Genomic DNA, 18,777 nt, shown 5'->3' on the forward strand with positions numbered 1-18,777 from the left:
TCAAACCAGCGGCAGAATCGTTGCGCTGGCCTCGCTGTCCTCGGTGTAGGGCAGGAAAAGAATGCTTTCCGGCGATCCCTTGACCCGGGCGTAGTAAGCATCGCCATCGCCAAGCCGGTTGCGCACCGCCCAAGCCGTGTACTCTCGCTCTCCGACCTGCAACGTCAGACCTTCCTGCGCGTATTCGAGCACAGTCTTTTCCGGCAGTTTGCCGCGCGGGCCCACCGCCTGGAAATCGATCTTCGCATCACCGCCGTGTACGCCGAACACGACGCCGTGCCACTCGCCGCTACGCGGCCCGATGGCGAACCACTGGCCGAGCTGCTCTTCGCCGACCACCTCGAAGCGATGGTCTTGCGGCTCGCCCGCCTTCGCGAGATTCGCGCGCGCGACGATCTTCGCCGGCCACGCGGCATGGCTTTCTACGAGCACGGTCGCGTCGCCGAGTAGCGCAGGCATGTCCTCAATACCTTTCACCGCTGACACCACAACGGGAAAGCCTGAACCGCGCGCGGCGCGCAGGCTCGCAGCGAACACCGATAGTCCGTAGCGGACTGAAGGCTTGGCGAGCGTGTCGTCGTCGGCGAGGATCAGCCAGAGGTCGGCTCGCGCGGCATTGAGCGCATCGAGCCCCGCTCGCCACGCGAGCTTTTCGGGTTCGTCGACCCAGAAGTGGCCTTGCGTGGCGAGGCCGTATTGCTTTAGCAACTGCGACAATGCGGCGACGCGGGTGGCGTCTTTTTCTTTGTCGAATGCTGTAATCCAGATAGTCTTCATTGCCCCTTCCTAACTATCAACTCATGACCATAACGACGTTCTGACTCGGGACGAGGACCGCGCCCACCGCGTTGCCCGCGTTATGCTGAGTCGGATCGTTCAGGCGCACAGCCGCATTGCCTTCGAACTTGACTGTCATGCTGCCTGCAGTGAATTTCATCTCGGCCATCACCTTGCCCGACACCACACCACCTGCGACGCCGGGTTCGTCGCCGGACGAGTTCGGGATTTGAGACGCCTTCGTGAGTGCCGGCTTGCCCACGATCAGTACCTTCTGCGTCAGCTGATAGCCCATCTGCGGCATCGCGATGTTCGGGTACGGCACTGGCACGGGTGGCCCCGGCGGCGCGGGCGTCTTGCAAACGTCCGGTGTGCTCATGCACTGACCGGCTTCCACGGTAACTGCAAACATGATGGCGTCCTATCCGAGGTCGATTTTCGAGGCGTCGATCTTGACCTGGCCTTCCGCCAGTACCGTTGCGTGCCGCGCCGACATGTGGAAACGCTCGTCCACATGCATGCGTACGCGCCCAGCTCGAGTTTCATCGGTGTCCTCGACCCAGCGCAGGCTGTCGCGAGCGCGCAGGATCAGCCGCCCGACGGTATTCGTCATCGTGTGAGCCAGAGTGCGCACGGAACCCAGACTGGCTTGCAACTGCTGTACGGTGGCGTCGAACCGGGCAAACTTGAACTCGCCACGCAACCCCGACATGCCGATCTCCGGCGCATCCAGTTCCACCCGCCGGCGTGCGTGCATGTCGATCTGGTCTGCCTCGACCCTCAAGACGCCGTCGTCCGTATGCAGGGAAACCTCGCCGGGCAGCACGATTGCGGCGGCACCCTGAACTGCGCCCGAAAGGACGGCAAGAATGTACGAAGCGGTATGCGAACCGCCCGTGCAAACCAGCACCCGATCTCCGCAGTCTGGATCGATCAGGCAACTGTCGGCGCGCAGGGCGCGAGTCGAGACGACATCAGCCGTCTGCAGGAAATACCACTGACCGGCACGACCAGTTACCGTTGCGTATGTCATCGAGACAGCTTGATCGCTGCCAGGGCGCGTTATTGATACGAGTGCGGGATTCATAAAGGACTCTCCCTCTTTAGCGTTTATCGGTGTGGGGCGGCTGCCACGCTTCGGCGCGCGCCAATACTGGATCGGTTTGCCGCGCGCCATCCAGCTTCGCCCCGCTCCAGAGCGTGTTTTTCTGCACGAGCGAGTGAAGATTGGCACCGCTGAAATCCGCGCCCGAGCAGTCGGCGTCGGACAGATCGGCGTGCGATAGATCGCAATAAATGAATCTTGCGCCGTGAAGCGATGCTGCACGCCAGACGCTGTGGCACAGCACGGATTTCGACCAGCATGCACCGCCCGATTGCACGCCGCCGAAATCGGCTTCACTCGCATTCGCACCGTCGAAATGCGTGTCGCCAATGTCTGCCTGCGTCAGCACAGCGAGGATCAGTCCAACATACTGGCCGCGCGCACCGCGAAGATCCGCGCCCTGGAGTTGCGCGCCGAGGAAGCTGGTTCTATCGAGCGTCATCCCTGCCAGATTCGCCCTCTGAAGGGAGGCCCCGTCAAAACTCGTCATGGTCAGGTCGCAGCTGCGCAAGTCCTGACCGTTCAGGTTGGCGCCGCGCAAAAAAGCTTTGACGAGCGATGCCCCACCCAGTTGCGCCCGGCTCAGATCCGCTTGCGACGCCGACCAGCGGAACAGATCAGCTTTCGCGTAATCCGTGTCGACGTGAATGCAGCTATTCGTGTCGCAGCGCGCGAGGCGCGCGCCTGCGAACGACGTCCGCGTAAAGTTGCAGTCGTCGAAAGAGGCGAAGCTCATGTCCGCAGCGCTCGCGACAGCGCCACTCCAGTCCACATCTTCAAAGCGGGCCTGCTGAGCCGTCGCGCCTTCGAGCTGTGCGCCCGCAAAACTGACTTGCCGCAAGTCCGCGTTGTCGAGTCTCGCTTGCCGCAGATTTGCGCCTTCGAGCGTCACGTTAGAAAGGCGACACCCGGACAGGTCGCAACCCGACAGATCTGCGCCGGAGAGGTCCGCATCGTCAATCCGTTGGGTGCGCGCGAGTGCCGCTCGTGCCTCGTTCGCATCCATGCGCGTCCGTGTACCTGGATTCGTAGGGCTCATATGACGGGCGGACGGTATTGAAGAATGGTGCAGTCGATGTTTGCTCGCTCGACGCTCGCGAACGTCGGCTGAGTGCCGCCGAAGTCCACGCCATACAGGTTGGCGTCCTGCATGCGGGTGCCGCTCAGGTTGGCTTTGCGCAGCGAGCCGCCGAACATGTTAATGGCGCTCATTTCCGCGCCGCTCAGGTCGGCGTGCTCAAAGCGGGTACCTTTGGCCGAGGCCAGGCGGAACTGTGCGCCTCTTGCCTGCACGCGCGTGAAGTCGGCATGGTCGAGCCTTGCACTTTCGAACGACGCTTTGCGCAGTTGTGTACCGTCCCAGCACGCGTGCGCGATCTGCGCGCTCGCAAAGTCCGCTTCATCAAAGCAGGTCTTCTCGTCAGCACGCGACTTGCGCAGGTCTGCGCCGGTGAAATCGGCCTGGTGGCCTTCGGCACCATAGAACTCGGCGTGCTCGCAAAGCGCGCCGCAGAAGCGGCTTTGAGCAAGGCGACTTTCGTTGAAGCTCGCGCTCTGCAGCGTTGCGTTGCTGAAGTTCGCACCGCTCAAATCACACTCGGTAAAGCTCGTTTGCTGCGCTCGACAAGAGGCGGCATTCACACCAGGCAGCCTGGCCTTGTCGAATATTGCCCGATCCAGTTCAGTCTTCGCGAGGCAAGCCTCCGAAAAGTCACTGCTGCTGAAATCGCCCCCGACAAGTTGCGCGGCTTGCAGATTGGCCTTTGCGAATGTGCTGCCCTCGGCGCTAGCGCCATCGAGCCTCGCGCGCTCAAGCGTCGCTTCGCTGAAATCGGCTCCGCGTAGCAACGCGCGCGCAAAAACGGCATCGTCAAGCCGGCTCTTTGCAAACGAGACTCTATCTAGCGTAGCGCCCGAGAAGTCCGCACCCGTGAGGTCGAGTTCGGAAAGGTCCAGCCCCGTCAGGTCATAGCCCGCAAAGCTGCCACGCGTTGCATGGCGGGCTGCAACGTCTTCGCGCGTCAGTGCAGCGGCGGCGGCATCTTCCGCGGCTGCACGCGCCGGAGGAACTGCCCCTGATCGGAGTTCCGACTCAGGTGCTGGAGGCGGCTGCCTCATATCGAGCGCAGCGAAATCGACATCGGGCGGTTCCAAAAGCGAACCTTCACCCAGGCTTTCCACGACTTCTGGCGGCAGCGTGCGTTTAAGATCCTCTTCAGTGAGGTTGTACTTTTGCATGAGCGCCCGGGTCTCGGCGCTCAGTTCTGCCATCATTTTTCCCATTGCAGCAAATGAGGGCGTGTCCTCCTGTTCCGGTTCGGGTATGAATTTCTTCACGTCCTCATCGGTCAGGTTGTACTTTTCCATCAACGACCGAAGCTCATCACCCAACTGGTCACCCTGCCTCTGCAGCTCCTCGAACGTGGGCGCAGGCCCAACCGGTTCCGGCTTGGGCATGAATTTCTCGAGGTCAACGTCGCTGACGTTGTGCTGCCGCATCAGTGCACGCATCTCCGCGTCCAATTGTTCAGCCATTGCATGGATGCCTGCAAACTGTGCGTCGCGCTCCACGTCTACCGTGGCCGACGCCTCCGTATCCGTGTTCACGGCTGCATTACCGGGCGGCTGCGCCTCAGCGGTGGCCTGCTCCGCTTGTATCTCACCGGTTCCCGCTAGCGGCTGGGCGGATGCCGCTTCAGCATTCACAGTGCCGATTTCCCGCTCGAACTCGGCCCGGTAGTGCTCAAAAGGCAGCGGCACTTCGTTCAACGTCTCCCATACGGCCTTGATATGCTTCACGTCGCTCGCTTCGTCGTCCGCGCAATGGAAAATCGCGCGATAGACTACGACCCCGCAGTCGAGTTCGGGGAACAGGCAGACAGTCTCTGCATGGGCGGTGACTTCGCTCAGCAAATCGCCAGTGGACGTTTTCTGGTTGACAAAGCATCGTGCGCGAAGCCCCGGCAGAGCCCCTCTCTGCGTCGGCCGCACCGGGTGCATGTTGGCGATTTCAAAGGACTCGTTGCCCGAGAAATAGCCGGTCCGCAGCCGCTGGTCGGGGGCGGCACTCATAAACAATTCGGAGCGCGTGTCGGCTGGCAAGTGTGGCCAATCATGCTTGAGCCAGTGATCGTCGCACGTACCAAGGTACTGTTGGCGCGGCGGCGACGCGATGTCGAACCCCCAGAAACCAGCGGGTGCAATACGTTCACCACGGCTTGCAATACGACCGTATTCATATTCGATATTCGGCAATGGCCAGACTGTTGCGCCGTCGGCGTCTCCCGTTTCGCCATAACCCTTCCCGCGCGGGTTGTCCGCAAAGCCGTCGCCGCCGAATGCTGTCTCGGGAACGATCGGCATGCGAATGAACGGCTTCGGCCGCGACATGAGCCCGATGGCATTGAATTGGCGATTGCCGGTCACGATGAGCGATTTTTTCAACGAACCGAGGCAAACACTGACGCGAAGTTGTTCGACAGCCCGGCCCTCCGGCGCGTACGCTGCCCCGTAGACCGTGTACTCTCCCGCGGGCTTCGGATATACCTCATCCAATAGGCCGGCCTCGCCCAACACCTGCGTGACGAGCGGCCACATCTCATTGCCAGGGATCAGCGCATTCCGGCCGGTTTGTGCGAACCGGAAGCACGCCATCATGCCGATCACGAGTGCGTTACGCTGGGCGAACTGCAGGCTGCGATAATGCATCGCGAGATCATTGGAGCAGAGGATCTTCATCTTTAGCCTAGCTGTATCAGCTTACCTTCTCCGGCTTTCACGGTTATGTCCGCGCCTGCTTCGAATTTCATAGTCCCTTTAGTTGACATGGACGTTTGTTTTTCCGCGAGATGCAGCGAGGCTTTTTTACTGGAAAAATCATCCATGAGGCGCAGAGATATAGCTCCGTCTCTAACCGCAAGGTAGGTCCGAGCTTTCAAACCACCATCATTTAAAACCTCCAGACGAACTTTTTTCCCCGTGCACTCCACACTCCCCCGTTTTTTCGATGAATCACAAGACAAAATCGCGCCCTTCGCATTCAATTTCAGGTTGCTCGCGGGGTTCATCAATTTATTCTTGAAATTCAGAGACACACTCTCGTCGTCAAGCGATAGGGTGCTTTGATAATTCTCTTCTGCGGTTTGCACCAGCCCATCACTAATTTTTCTTTTATAATCATATACAGTTCGACCAATACCCAGAGCTGTCTTCGTCCAGCCAACCCACGATTTGATCGGTTCTTTCGACACCTTTTCAATGTTGCCAACTTCGCCCCATTGGACAGATCCTATAGCTGCATACTCACTTACCGAAGCCGCAGCCATTCCCCAATCGAAGGCTGAAAGCGCGGCGGCGATACGTCCACACCACTTCCTGATGGAAAGGTTTTTTATCGCTACGTCGCTGCTAAGCCCGCCCATAATCAATACGCTCTTATCAGCCTTCAAATATTTCTCACGACAGACCTCATAAGATTTTTCCCCAACCACCGTTTTGCTGTCGTGGGTTGTCCATCTTGAATATTTTCTGGTGATGGCAGAATCCAAAAGAGAACTACGACTGAGAATTGGGGCCGTCACACCAATCTGGACGCCCGCCACTGAGGAGTTCGCGATTCCGCTGACAGACGAGGTCGACAGTGCCGCCAGGCTTCCGGAACTACCGGTCGTAGCAAACCACAGGCTTCCACCTCCTCCGTCCGCAACCGTTGAGCCGATGCCGATCGAACTTTTCCCCGCTGGCGAATGAAGCCAGATACTCTCGTCGCCCTTTGCGTCATCGAGTTGGACCCGATTCCCGCCGGCCGTCTCGATGACGTTCTGACTTTCATTTGCCTGCGTCACCACATTCGGATTTTCCGAATTCGGCAAACTGCCCACAATCACGGGCTGATCCGGATCACCGTCGATGAATGACAGCAGCACCTCGGCATCCTTATGCAGAGGAAAATGCATGCCATGGTTGGTACCAGAATACGGCGTTGCCATACGCAAGCGTGCCGATCCCTTGTTGGGGTCCTTGTCAGTCTTGTCGAACAGCAACTGCACCTTGTACTGTCCAAACTCGTCGAGATCGGCGTACTCTCCCTTCCCCTCACTGTCGATCTTTGCATTCATCGTGCCGGCTACACGGGGTTTGGCCGTCACCCGTTCCGCGCGAAACTGGATGTCGAGGGGAATCGCCCGAAAGCTGTTCCGGTACACGATTTCATTGCTGCGTCCGCTTGAACTGGACGGATTGCTCACACCATTGAACTGGGCGCCGGCCTGCGAACCCTCGTGATGGACTTCGGTCACGAGATAGCTGCCGTTGAAGCTGCCGCGGTAATGTCCCGTCAGTTCTATCGCGTACCCGCTGCGCAATCCCACCGCTACTCCCTCACCGGAAAAAACCTTCGCGCCGCAAATGATCTCCTCAGCGCGCAGGCTCGCATAGCGACTGCCTTCGTCCGCGTCGAGGAAGTTTTCTCCATATATGGTCACTTCACCGAACCCATCCGCCGACACGTCTTTTCTCGCGGTGAGATCCACATTAGCCTTGCAGTAGTTGTAATCCTGTAGCACAACGGCTTCTGGAAGAGGCTTTTGCCGGCAGACCAGGTTGCGCACGGAATCAGCCGCGACACCTGTATCCAGCGTGTCGTCGGGCCGATAGCCGACCTTCAGCGCGCCCGGCGCTTGCTTGATCTTGTCGTCGATCAGGAGCAGTTTCTCCGCTTTGCCGGAGTGATCGAAGTAGTAGTAGATGCCTTCCTTTTCCATCCACCGCGAGATGAAGTCGAGATCAGTCTCCTCATACTGGCAGACGAAGCTACGCTGCCGATAGCTTCCTTTCAGATTGAACTCGAAGTCGTCAGGCCCGCCTGTTTTCGCCTTCTTCAGGATGCTCTCGATCAACTCCGGAATGGTCTGCTCCTGCAGATAGACTTCCGAGAGCCGGTACAGCGACAAGCGCCACAGTCTCGGCACGAGAACCGCCCGGTAAAACACGTACCCATCCGCACGGTGCAACTGTTCGAACTCCGCGAGCACGCCGTGATAGGGCGTGCTCAACGTTCTCTCCGGCCCGTAGATCGTGAAGGTCACGGGATTGCGGAGCATCAAGTCGAAATCGATTGCCGCGTCGCTGGACGACAGAGTCAGCGTAAATCGAAAGGGGCGCGAAATCGACTCGAACCCCTCCATCTCGACCACTTCGAACTTGTCGTTGTCCTTGGCGAATGCGCTCGATCTGAAATCGAAACGCCTGTTGGCGGTGATCTGACTGGCGGCTGAGTCCATGTTGATTTTCTGTCCTGTTCTTCTTCGGTGTTGGTGGCGCTGAGTCGCCGACCAACATCAATGGCGTCGGGTTGACAACGCCTGATTGCGCGCGGCGACTAGCCCGGAAAACTCACAACAAAATCGCCGCTCTCGTCCACGCCGAGCGCTACTTCCGGCAACGCCGAGCCCTCGCCCATACGCGTGAGGATCTCCTGCGACATCAACGGCAGCACCGTGCCACGAAGAATGAAATCGATATTGCGAGCGCCCGTTTCGACTTCCGTACAGCGCGCCGTGATCTGCTCGACCACCGCTTCGCTGTAGGTGAAGCGCATCTTGTTGTTGCGCGCAACGCGCCGCACGATCTTGTCCAGCTTGAGCCGCACGATGCCCGCCAGCGCCTCGCCCTGCAGCGTGAAGTACGGAATCACCGTCATGCGCGCAAGCAGCGCCGGCTTGAAGTGATTCGAGAGGATCGGCCGCACGGCGGAGAGCAGCGTCGCCGCATCGGGCTTGTCTTCACCGGCGGTCATCTCGGTGATCACATCGGTCGCGAGATTCGACGTGAGGAAGATCACCGTGTTCGAGAAGTCGATCTCCTTGCCCTCGCCATCCGAAAGCATGCCCTTGTCGAACACCTGGTAGAACAGATTCATCACGTCGAGGTGCGCCTTCTCCACCTCGTCGAGCAGCACGACCGAATAGGGACGCTGGCGCACCGCCTCCGTCAGCACACCGCCTTCGCCGTAGCCCACGTAGCCCGGCGGCGAGCCGATCAGGCGGCTCACGTTGTGCTTCTCCTGGAACTCGCTCATGTTGATGACCGTGGTCGATTTTTCGTCGCCGAACAGGATGTCCGCCACCGACAGCGCCGTCTCCGTCTTGCCGACGCCCGACGGTCCGGCGAGCAGGAACACGCCCAGCGGCTGATCGGGATCCTTCAGGCCCGACTTGGCGGTCTTGAGCACTTCGGCGATCTGGTCCATCGCATGATCCTGCCCGCGAATGCGCGCCTTCAGCGTGTCGGCCATGCGCATGACGCTCTGTGCCTGATCGCGCAGCATCTTGCCCACCGGAATGCCGGTCCAGTCCGAAATCACGCGCGCCACCACGTCTGGATCGACGTCGACGTGGACCAATGGCTGACTGCCCTGCGCGGCCTTGAACGCCTCGGCAGCGGCCGTAATCGCCACCGAGAGCGCTTGCAGCGTATCGGCCGGTGCATCGCTTGCCTTTGCCGCGTGACGTGCCGCACGCGCTTCCAGCAGCGCGCGTGCCGCGTCACGCTGCTTTTCCCAGAAGACGCGCAATTCGTCCGCCTGCGCCGTGAGCGTCGCAAGCTCGGTATCGATCTCTTCCAGGCGCGCGAGATTGACGGGCTGCTGGTTGTCCGCATCGCGCTCAAGTCCGTGCTTCTCGCGCTGCAAGGCCTGGATGCGGCGCTCCGTATTTTCCAGCACGTCCGGCTTCGCGCTTTGCAGCACCTTGACGCGAGCGCAGGCGGTGTCGAGCAGGTCGACCGCCTTGTCCGGCAGCTGACGTCCCATGATGTAGCGGCTCGACAGCTCGGCGGCCGCGACTATCGCATCGTCGCGCAGCACGACCCCGTGCACGTCTTCATATTTCGCTTTCAAGCCACGCAGAATCAGCACGGCAGTGTCGACGTCCGGCTCGTCGAGCTTGACGAGCTGGAAGCGCCGCGCGAGCGCCGCGTCCTTTTCGAAGTACTTCTTGTACTCGGCCCACGTGGTGGCGGCGATCGTACGCAGCTCGCCGCGCGCAAGCGCCGGCTTGAGCAGGTTGGCCGCGTCGGAAGTGCCCGCCTGACCACCTGCGCCGATCAGCGTGTGCGCCTCGTCGATGAACAGGATGATCGGCCTGGCCGACGCCTTGATCTCGGTGATCACGCCTTTCAGGCGGTTCTCGAACTCGCCCTTCACATTCGCGCCAGCCTGCAGCAAGCCCATGTCGAGACCGAGGATCGTCACGTCCTTCAGCGAGTCGGGCACGTCGCCTTCGATCACACGCAGCGCCAGCCCTTCGACCACCGCCGTCTTGCCGACCCCCGGATCGCCCACGCAGATCGGATTGTTCTTGCGGCGGCGCGCAAGGATGTCGACCATCTGGCGAATCTCGGCGTCGCGGCCGAACACCGGATCGAGCTTGCCCGCACGCGCCTTCTCGGTGAAGTTCTCACAGAACCGCGCAATCGCACTGCCGTCGCCGCTCGCGGGCGCCGAACCATCGCTTGGGTTGTCAGCCGAGGCCCCACGCGCGCCGGCCTCGACCGAGCCGCCGCAGATAGCGTCGAACGCACGGATCAGCGTTTCGCGATTCAACGCACGCAGCGGCGCGGCGTAGTCGCCGGTCGCGTAGTAGGTCGGGCGCGCGAGGAAGGCGAGCAAGACCGCTCCGGAACGGATAAGCGGTTCCTGCAGGTCCACCGATGCGATGAGCCAGGCGTCCTGCAGCAATTCGAGCAGGAGCGGCGAGAACGCGGGCCGCCCCGCGTTGCCCGTCTTCATCTGTTCGAGCGACAAGTTGACGGCGCGCTGCATCAGTGCAACGTCGACATCGTTCTGGCGCAACAGCAACGCGATATCGGCCTGATGATCGTCGAAGAGCTTCACCAGCAGATGCTCGACGGTGATCTCGTAGTGACCGCGCGACACGCACAGCCCGACACCATCTTCGAGCGCCTGTTTGCAAAAGCCGTTCAGGCGGCCCACCAGCGGCTTCAGTTCAACGAGCAACATCGTTTGTCCTTTTTTTAGTCTTTCGAGCAATAGCCAGCAAAGGGAATGGAATCCTGTCTGAAGCCCGGTTTAAAGGCAGTACTGCACGCGGGTCGCAAGCTCCGCCTCGCCTGGATTGAGCCAGGTGTCGAAGCCGAGCCGCGACCACGGGCCACGCCCCGTGCGCGCAGCGGCCACTTCGTCGCGACGCAGCTGAAGGTCCACTTCCACATCGAGCGGATCCGTCAGGTAGTGGCGCGTGAAAAAGCCAAGCCGCGCATGCGCGGTTCCGCCGGGCAGCATCTGTTGAAATAGCGCTTGCGGCAGATCGCTGAACTCGACCCTGATCGTGCTTTCGTAGTCGTCGACCTCGGAGCCGAGCCACGCGTCCTCGCCGAGGCAGCTCTGCCCCTCCCCAAGCCGCCAACGCTGGTCGTCGGGAATCGGCACTGGGCGCATCACGCCGCACACGACCTCGACGCGGGCGGGCGCGAACGCATCGGCAAGCAGCGTTTTCAGCCCAAGCGCCGAGCGCGGCCGCTGGTTGAACAGGCCCGCGTAGCGCAGCAGTTCCGCGCTCCCCGGCAGCAGATCGGCGCGCAGGTCTGGATCGTGCAGGCCAACGAACGCATACAACTGATTGAGCGACGCCTCGTGACGATCCTCGACAACGCGCTGCTCGACCCGATACTTCGCCCACGCGTCGAAGAGCAGCGGGTACATCGCGTAATGCACGATGTCGAGGAACTCACGCGTAACGTGACGACCCTCGCGCGCCTCTTCGAGCAGATCTTCGGTGTAATAGGTCGGCAGCGGCGAGGCCACGCCGTACAGGCCGAAGAAGTTCGCCGTAATGCGATACCCGTCTTCCGCCGTCGGCTCGATGCGATCGATGTCGTTCTCGGGAAAGCCGAGCGCGAGCCGCGGCCGGATGCGCAGGTTCTCCTGACGAAGCCCCGTGTGACGGTCGTACAACCGCAGCAGCCGGATCGCCTGAAAGTAGGAGTACTTTTCACCATTGGTGAGAAGCAGCGCCTTCACAGCATCGCTTGTTGTCCGAGTCTCGGTGGCCATTTGAATACGGTCCCTGAAAGCGTGTCTTCGAGCTCGACGCGTGTATACGAATTGATGCCGGCGTGGTCGCCGAGAAATCGTTCGAGCACGCAGCCAAAGAGATACAGATCACCAATCCCGGCGTAATGGTCCTCCCGGCAACGAATGCGGATCAGCTGGCCGCGCCGGGTGCCGCCACGGCCCACGAGACGCGTTTCTGCAGTCGCAGCCACATCGACGATACCTTCGATGCGACGGCGATTCGCCAATTCCTGGCCTTGCGTTCCGGCAAATACATAAAGTCCGAGCAGCTTGCGCAAACTATCGGCGTTCGCCAGCGACGCCAGATTCAGCGACACGTGCGAAAGCAGGCACCACAACAGTTCTTCGCCCGCCGGCGGATCCTGCGCTGGCGTGATCGCGCGAATATTGGCGAAACTCATCCGATCGGGCGACGTGCTGGTCGCGACGTTGATGTCGCCCGCTTTCAGACCCTCCGGCAGTGAGCGGTTCGTACAGGTAACGCGGATCGACAGCGTCTCGGGCAACGGCGTTTCGGACGGCGGATAGTTCAACGACAGATACACGTCGCTGCCCCGCTCGACGTTGGAGCTTTTCTGCGTCGTTCGATAACTGAGTTGCGTGCCGCGTCCGTCGTGGCGGAACATGCTGAAGGGCTGATAGACGCGCTCCCGCGCGTTGCCCTGCTGATACCCGAGCACCTGATCGACCGAATAGATCTGAAAGTGGCGACGGTCCCGCCCTTCCGGATTCACCCGATATTCCGCGACGCGATGATCGTGCGTGATCGGGTCTGCGGCGTGCGAGAACAGGTTGATTGCCGGAACCACGTTGAGCAGAAAGCTTTCGGCGTTGATCTCCGGCATCCAGCCATGCAGCGCATCGAGCGTCATGACGATGCTGAAGCTCGTGCCTTTCGCATTTGCCGACCAGTTTTTGAGCCCGACGATATCGACGAAAAGACATTTCTCGGGCTGCGTGAAGAATTCCTGGATCGTGCGGTAGCCGCTCATCGCGTGACTCGGCCAGGCGAGCAGTTCGGTGTCGAATCCGCTCGCGCGCAAGCTCTTTGCGCCTACCGAGATCCGCTCGCCTCCATGGCTCGATATACGCACATCAGTGACGTGGCGCATCAACAGCAGCAGCAAGCGGGACGCCGCGACATAGCCGCCGTTCAGGAACAGACGGATGGAGTCGCCGTTCCACTGCGCGATGCTGAGACCGTCGTCCATTTCGAAGTCGATCATCAGCACCGGCGCCGCGCCGGCGTGGCTCAACAGATTCACTTCGGCGATCTGCAACGGCTCGACATCGAGATCGCGGGTGGTGCGAAAGCGGCACGACGTGCCGTCCACTGGCACGGACGCGAGCTCGCTGCCAGCCGCAACCCGCGCGGCCCCCGAGCGTCGGCCTTTGGCCGAAAACCCGATCAGGGTCGACGCCGGCACTGGCCGCAGATAGTGCGGAAACAGCAGATTCGTGAGTTCCTGGATGAACTCGGGAAACTGGTCGTCCAGCTTCTGGCGCGTGAGACCCGTGAGAAAAGCAACCCCTTCCAGCAGGCGCTCGACATCGGGGTCCGCGGAGCTGCCCGACAGCATCGGAGCGATGCCCGGATTCGCGCGTGCGAACTCAGCTGCCAGCCCCTTCAGCTTGTTCAGCTCATCCTGGTAGTATCGATTGAACATGCGTGACTGCTTCAGCTGGATCGAAAAGACAGAGTGCAAACGGGATGAAATCAGCCGACACTGACGCGGCCGTTGGCGCCAACGGTAGTCGACAAACGCAGCGGAATCTCCCGATCCGCGACTTCGAGCGTGCCCTCGAGAGCGAAACGGATCGACAGCACATCCGTTTCCTCGCGATTGAGCGTCACGCGCGGCGACTTGATACGGGGTTCGTAGCGCACGATCATGCGGCGAATCTCTTCTTCGATCTCGCGCGTCGAGCCCATCGAAGTCGTCCCGGCAAGGTTGGTGAAGTCGGGCACACCGAATAGCGGGTCGATCGGCACGCTGCCTTGCCGGGTATTGAGCAGACGGCTGAGGTGGCTCATCACCGAGTCAATGAGCGCGTCAACCTTCGTTTCGTTGGTACGCTCTTGATCCGGGCCCCACCTCGCGATTCGCTCCAACAGCCGCTGCTCTCTCACCGTCGCTCCAGCTCTGGTTGGGTTCAGGACTTCGGCGCGAGCCAGGAATCTTCGGCTTCGATGCCGTCCGGATCGAACGTCCAGGTGATCTTCTCGTACGTGAACGAGATATCTTCCATGTGACCCAGTTGCTTGTTTTCCGGCGACAGGCAGTTCGGCGTCCACGACCGCATATTGGTCAGGATCGCATTCGACAGTTTCACGGTGTAGTACTTCTCCTCCGTACCCTTCGGCGAAATGCGATAGAACTCCAGCGTGACGTTCTTCATCTGTTCGCCCGACGTCAGCGCCTGAAACAGCTTGGGCGAGGACTTGTCGATTTCCTTGGTCAGCGTCATCGGCAGATGAACACGCTTGCCGGTCGGCAGCCCCGTTTGCGGACTCTTCGGAATTTCGATGGAGTGGTCGACGGCCTGGAGGAGAATCTTTCCTTCGTGGCCCTGAACCTTGGTCGAGCCCTCGATCTTGCCCTGGTTCTGGCCTTCGAGAGTGAGATAGCACGGCATTGGCATAGTAATCCCCGTTTTACGGCAGTAAATAATTAGTGGTACGGAATTGAACTGCGAGTCGCGTTCGACGTCTCGCACTGACTTCCATTTCGCCACGGCGGCCAGCCGACCGCCGTGGTTTTGCTCAACTGCTGTTCGTGTGGCTCATGTTTCACCTGTTGCAAGACGCGACGACCGGACTGTCGCTGTCTTTCCAGGTTGCGTTATCGATGAAACATGGCCTGTTTCACGGCAATTTTCCGCCTACTTTTTTTCCAGCTTGCCCACCAGGGACAACGTGAACGATGCGCCCATGTATTTGAAATGAGGACGCACTTTCATATCCACGCGATACCAGCCCGGATCGCCTTCAACATCGGCCACGACGATCTCCGCCTGACGCAGCGGACGGCGGCTGCGCACTCCCTCCGCGGGATTGTCCATATCCGCAACATACTGGCGAATCCACATGTTGAGCTCGCCTTCGAGATCGACGCGCTCTTTCCACGTGCCAATGTTCTCGCGCTGGATCACCTTGATGTAGTGCGCAAGACGGCTCACAACGAACATGTAGGGCAGTTGGGTGCTGAGCTTGTAATTGAGTTCGGCTTCCTTGCCTTCCTTGGTATTGCCGAAAAACTTCGGCTTTTGCGCCGAGTTGGCAGAGAAGAATGCCGCATTGTCGCTATTCTTACGCATCGTAAGCGCGATAAAACCCTGCTCCGCCAGTTCGAACTCACGACGCTCGGAAATCAGCACTTCCGTCGGAATCTTGTTCTGCAACTCGCCCATCGATTCATACGTGTACACGGGGAGGTCGCCCACCGTGCCACCGCCTTGAGGTCCGATCACGTTTGCGCACCAGCGGTAATCGGCGAAACTCGCCGTCAGGCGCGAAGCGAACGCAAAGGCCGCGTTACCCCACAGGAACTGGCTGTTACCGCCCGAAACGTCTTCCTTGTAATTGAACTTCTTGGCCGGTACCGTATCCGCTCCATAGGGCACGCGCAGCAAAAAGTGCGGCAAGGTGAGGCCGACGTAGCGGGCATCTTCCGATTCACGGAACGCATTCCACTTGACGAACTGTGGGCCTTCGAAAATCGATGAAAGATCCTTCAGATTCGGCAGCTGATCATAGCTGTCGACACCGAAGAATTGCGGCCCCGCTGCTGCGATAAAGGGCGCGTGGCTCATGGCAGAGACATTTGCCGCATACTGCAGCAACTTCACGTCCTGCGTGCCCGGCCCGAACTCGTAGTTCGCCACGATGGCGCCGAACGGCTGGCCGCCGAACTGCCCGTATTCAGCGGTGTAGAGATTCTTGTAGAGACCCGACTTGGTGATGTCCGCTGCGTCTTCGAAGTCTTCGAGCAGTTTGCCCTTGCTGACGCTCAGCACCTGAATCTTGACGTTCTCGCGAAAGTTCGTGCGGTCCACCAGGAACTTCAGCGAACGCCATGCCGATTCCATCTTCTGAAAGTCGGCGTGGTGCAAAATCGCGTCAACTTGCGCGCACAGCTTTTGATCGAGGTCCGCGATCATGCTGTCGACGGTCGCCTGCGTGATGCGCTCGACCGCGAGGTTCGGCTCCAGCAGTTGCGAAATAAAGGCCTGGATGCCCTGGCGCGTAATCGAATAGGCTTCGTCGCCTGGCTTGATCCGTGCCGACTCGATCAGTTGATCGAGCAGCGAAACGGTTGATTCCGATTCCGTCGTGACCGCGCTTCCCGGTCCTTTTTCCAAATCACTCATGTGCGGTCCCCGCTGCGTCCACCGATAAATACGAAAGTCACTTGTCTTCGATGCCGAGTTCGCTCATCAAGCGAGCGCGCACGCCTTGATCTTCGATCAGTTCCTGAACGCGCTTTCGGAAATCCGGAATGTTGCCGAGCGGCCCCTTCAGTGCCTTGAGCGCATCGCGCAAAGCGATCATCTGGCGCAATTCCGGCACCTTCTCGACGATCGCATCGGGAGAAAAGTCGTCAATGGAGTCGAACTTCAGACTCGTTGCGAGTTGTTCGCGCCCCTCGGCGTTCGCCTCCAGTCGGTTCGGCACCACGAGATCGAGCGAAAGCTTTTGCCCCTTGAGCACTTCGTTGAAGTTGTCCTTGTCCACGCTGGTCGGCTTCATCTCTTCGAGCGGCGTGTCGTCATCGCGCAACGTGAAGTCGCCGAGCACGAGCAATTTCAGCGGCAACTCGACTTCCGCTTTTGCATCGCCGGTGGCCGGACGATACACAATATTGACTCGCTCCTTAGGAGCGACTGAACCGTCGGATGCCATGCTTACTCCCAATTCAAAAACAACGAAAGTTGAAAACCCAAGCTTTTTTATGATCTTTTTGATACGTTCCGCGACAAATCTGCTACCGCCAGCGCTCGCTAGTGGAGTCACTCATCTCCCGTTCGAGGGCTGTATGTGTGTGGGCGTCAAGGTCGGATAGCTTCCCAGCGGTCTTCCGAACGAAGCCATTGCCCCCTTCTGCGGGGCAGCGCACAGTCCTTACAAGGCATCCAGGGAAAAATCGTCCAGCGGGTGCCACAAATACCCTCCTGAAAGACCGCCAAAATTCGACCCGGCGCAAGCGCACCATGCCACCTGAACGTACTGGCACATCATTTCTCGAGCAACACAATCTCAACTCGAGTTCAGCTTTCTTCGGTTGTCGCATTGAGGCTGATTTCAAGCGTTGAGGTTCGTTTGCCGCCACTTTCGATGGCTTCTCCTCTGGCGTTGACGCCTGCCTCCAGCCTTTCACAACCTGTCCGATAAGCAGGACGTGATCGGCGAAAATCGTAGCACCGGCCCGAAAAATTCACTTGACCGTGCGTCTCAGTTTTTCAGCGATCACGCCTCAAATGGCCAAGCCAGGACTCGCCCCGGAAAGCCATCGTTGCTTACAAACGCCGTACGGACTTTCGTGGGCGTTGCAGTCGCTCCCGCATCGGATACAATCGGCCAACCTGCGGCGTCACGTTACGCACGGGCGGAGTCAAAATAATGGACCAATACGCTACCCGGGCCGCCAACCGGCCATCGCAACCATCGTCGAGGGCTATTGCGCATAGCCACGTTGATGTCGCCTCGCTCCCCGCAGCCAACCGCTCGCGGGTGCGCTTCTCGACCGATAAGCACCGCGCCTTCTTTTCTTTCTGGAAGGAGAGCTTGCGCGACCACAGTAGAGAAAACGATTTCAGCCCTATCGTTCGCTTTAGCGTAAATAATTGTCAGAAATCCTGACGATTCAATAGCGAAACTGACTTTAACACCACCGTCTGAGCGCGTGCTTCAGACGTGTAGCAGTCGAAATTGATCTGTTCAATCTTAAAATGCAATACCTGAGACTAAAATGGCCAACCAATTCGAAATGATCGGCACCGTCCTCGTAGCCTGTTTGCAGGGGAAGCTAAACAGCACGAATGCGGAGCAAACGGAGGCGCAAATCCTGCAGCACATCAACCGGGGCACAAACCAGTTGGTGATTGATCTTGGGGAGTTGGACTATATTTCCAGCGCCGGGCTGCGGGTCGTACTTGTGACCGCGAAACGGCTCAAACAGTCGGCCGGCCAGATGGCACTTTGTGGCATCAGCGACCCGATACGGGAAGTTTTTGAAATCAGCGGATTCTTCAATATTCTCGATGTGGCGGAAACGCGCGAGCAGGCGCTCTCACGCTTCAACCAGACCGCTTGAGCTAAGGCTAATCTCGCCGCAACCAGACCAGAAGTGAGAGCGAGCTCGACAATATTGCTCGCCTCATTCGGGCGTCGGCGTATCTATGCGCTTTGAAAGGCTGATTCGGTTACGCAGCTCGTCGCGCTCATAAGTCATCCTGTCCATCATTTTCCGGGCGATATAAATGCCAACGCCGCCGACAGGTCGTTCTTCGACGCCGCTCGTCACGTCCGGATCAGGCAAACTTAACGGGTCGAACGGCACACCGTCATCGATTATCCACGCACTGACCTCACTGTCAGTGATGCTTAGATGAACCTGGATGGGCTCGCGCGCAGCACCGTACATGACAATATTGCTAATCAGTTCGTCAAATGTAAGCGCAAAGCACTGCACTAGTGAACTGTGCAGGCCATGGTCCGCAAAAAATTGCTGCAGTTTATCGAGCAATCCGTTGATGTCTGGATCGGCAGGGGCGAGAGTCGCGTCGAATGTGTGCTTCACTG

15 protein-coding genes are annotated in these 18,777 nt (G+C 59.5%); 1 reads left to right on the top strand and 14 read right to left on the bottom strand.

Annotated features, from left to right (window positions below; genetic code table 11):
* The 13 genes from U5A52_RS18355 to tssB form a co-directional block, all read right to left on the bottom strand.
* On the bottom strand, positions 1–777 hold the full coding sequence (locus U5A52_RS18355) for a hypothetical protein (RefSeq protein ID WP_321935721.1): 777 nt from the start codon (positions 775–777) through the stop codon (positions 1–3).
* Positions 778–793: 16 nt separating this feature from the next.
* Positions 794–1,189 (bottom strand): DUF4150 domain-containing protein, encoded by a 396-nt coding sequence (locus tag U5A52_RS18360; protein ID WP_321935722.1) that lies wholly within the window; start codon positions 1,187–1,189, stop codon positions 794–796.
* Positions 1,190–1,198: 9 nt separating this feature from the next.
* A complete protein-coding gene (locus U5A52_RS18365; protein ID WP_321935723.1) occupies positions 1,199–1,864 on the bottom strand; it encodes a DUF3540 domain-containing protein in 666 nt (221 codons plus the stop codon).
* Between the two features lie 16 nt (positions 1,865–1,880).
* Positions 1,881–2,888 carry a pentapeptide repeat-containing protein gene (locus U5A52_RS18370; protein WP_321935724.1) on the bottom strand — a complete coding sequence of 336 codons (1,008 nt, stop codon included), beginning with the start codon at positions 2,886–2,888 and terminating at the stop codon, positions 1,881–1,883.
* 29 nt (positions 2,889–2,917) lie between these two features.
* The gene (locus tag U5A52_RS18375) at positions 2,918–5,620 is read right to left on the bottom strand and encodes a DUF2169 domain-containing protein (protein ID WP_321935725.1); all 2,703 of its coding nucleotides are present in this window, start codon (positions 5,618–5,620) and stop codon (positions 2,918–2,920) included.
* A 2-nt stretch (positions 5,621–5,622) separates the two neighbouring features.
* A complete protein-coding gene (locus U5A52_RS18380; RefSeq protein WP_321935726.1) occupies positions 5,623–8,163 on the bottom strand; it encodes a type VI secretion system Vgr family protein in 2,541 nt (846 codons plus the stop codon).
* Between the two features lie 98 nt (positions 8,164–8,261).
* Positions 8,262–10,901, bottom strand: a complete 2,640-nt coding sequence (gene tssH, locus U5A52_RS18385) for a type VI secretion system ATPase TssH (protein WP_321935727.1) — start codon at positions 10,899–10,901, stop codon at positions 8,262–8,264.
* A gap of 69 nt (positions 10,902–10,970) precedes the next feature.
* Positions 10,971–11,954 (bottom strand): type VI secretion system baseplate subunit TssG, encoded by a 984-nt coding sequence (gene tssG, locus U5A52_RS18390; RefSeq protein WP_321935728.1) that lies wholly within the window; start codon positions 11,952–11,954, stop codon positions 10,971–10,973.
* Positions 11,918–13,642: a type VI secretion system baseplate subunit TssF gene (gene tssF / locus U5A52_RS18395; protein ID WP_321935729.1), complete on the bottom strand. Its 1,725-nt coding sequence runs from the start codon at positions 13,640–13,642 to the stop codon at positions 11,918–11,920. The genes tssG and tssF overlap by 37 nt, the downstream gene beginning before the upstream one ends.
* 50 nt (positions 13,643–13,692) lie before the next feature.
* On the bottom strand, positions 13,693–14,106 hold the full coding sequence (tssE, locus tag U5A52_RS18400; RefSeq protein WP_321910591.1) for a type VI secretion system baseplate subunit TssE: 414 nt from the start codon (positions 14,104–14,106) through the stop codon (positions 13,693–13,695).
* Positions 14,107–14,129: 23 nt separating this feature from the next.
* Positions 14,130–14,618, bottom strand: a complete 489-nt coding sequence (locus tag U5A52_RS18405; protein WP_321910590.1) for an Hcp family type VI secretion system effector — start codon at positions 14,616–14,618, stop codon at positions 14,130–14,132.
* A gap of 240 nt (positions 14,619–14,858) precedes the next feature.
* A complete protein-coding gene (gene tssC, locus U5A52_RS18410) occupies positions 14,859–16,346 on the bottom strand; it encodes a type VI secretion system contractile sheath large subunit (RefSeq protein WP_321910588.1) in 1,488 nt (495 codons plus the stop codon).
* Positions 16,347–16,383: 37 nt separating this feature from the next.
* Complete coding sequence (gene tssB, locus U5A52_RS18415; protein WP_321910586.1) at positions 16,384–16,878, bottom strand: type VI secretion system contractile sheath small subunit; 495 nt, start codon at positions 16,876–16,878, stop codon at positions 16,384–16,386.
* Between the two features lie 1,066 nt (positions 16,879–17,944).
* Between tssB and U5A52_RS18420 the strand changes: the two genes are divergently transcribed.
* Complete coding sequence (locus U5A52_RS18420; protein ID WP_321910584.1) at positions 17,945–18,289, top strand: STAS domain-containing protein; 345 nt, start codon at positions 17,945–17,947, stop codon at positions 18,287–18,289.
* 63 nt (positions 18,290–18,352) lie between these two features.
* Here U5A52_RS18420 and U5A52_RS18425 read toward each other — a convergent pair whose 3' ends face one another.
* Positions 18,353–18,775 carry an ATP-binding protein gene (locus U5A52_RS18425; RefSeq protein WP_321935730.1) on the bottom strand — a complete coding sequence of 141 codons (423 nt, stop codon included), beginning with the start codon at positions 18,773–18,775 and terminating at the stop codon, positions 18,353–18,355.
* Between the last annotated feature and the right edge of the window lie 2 nt (positions 18,776–18,777).

This window comes from Paraburkholderia sp. J8-2 (assembly GCF_905220195.1).
In the GTDB taxonomy this organism is placed as follows: Bacteria; Pseudomonadota; Gammaproteobacteria; order Burkholderiales; family Burkholderiaceae; genus Paraburkholderia.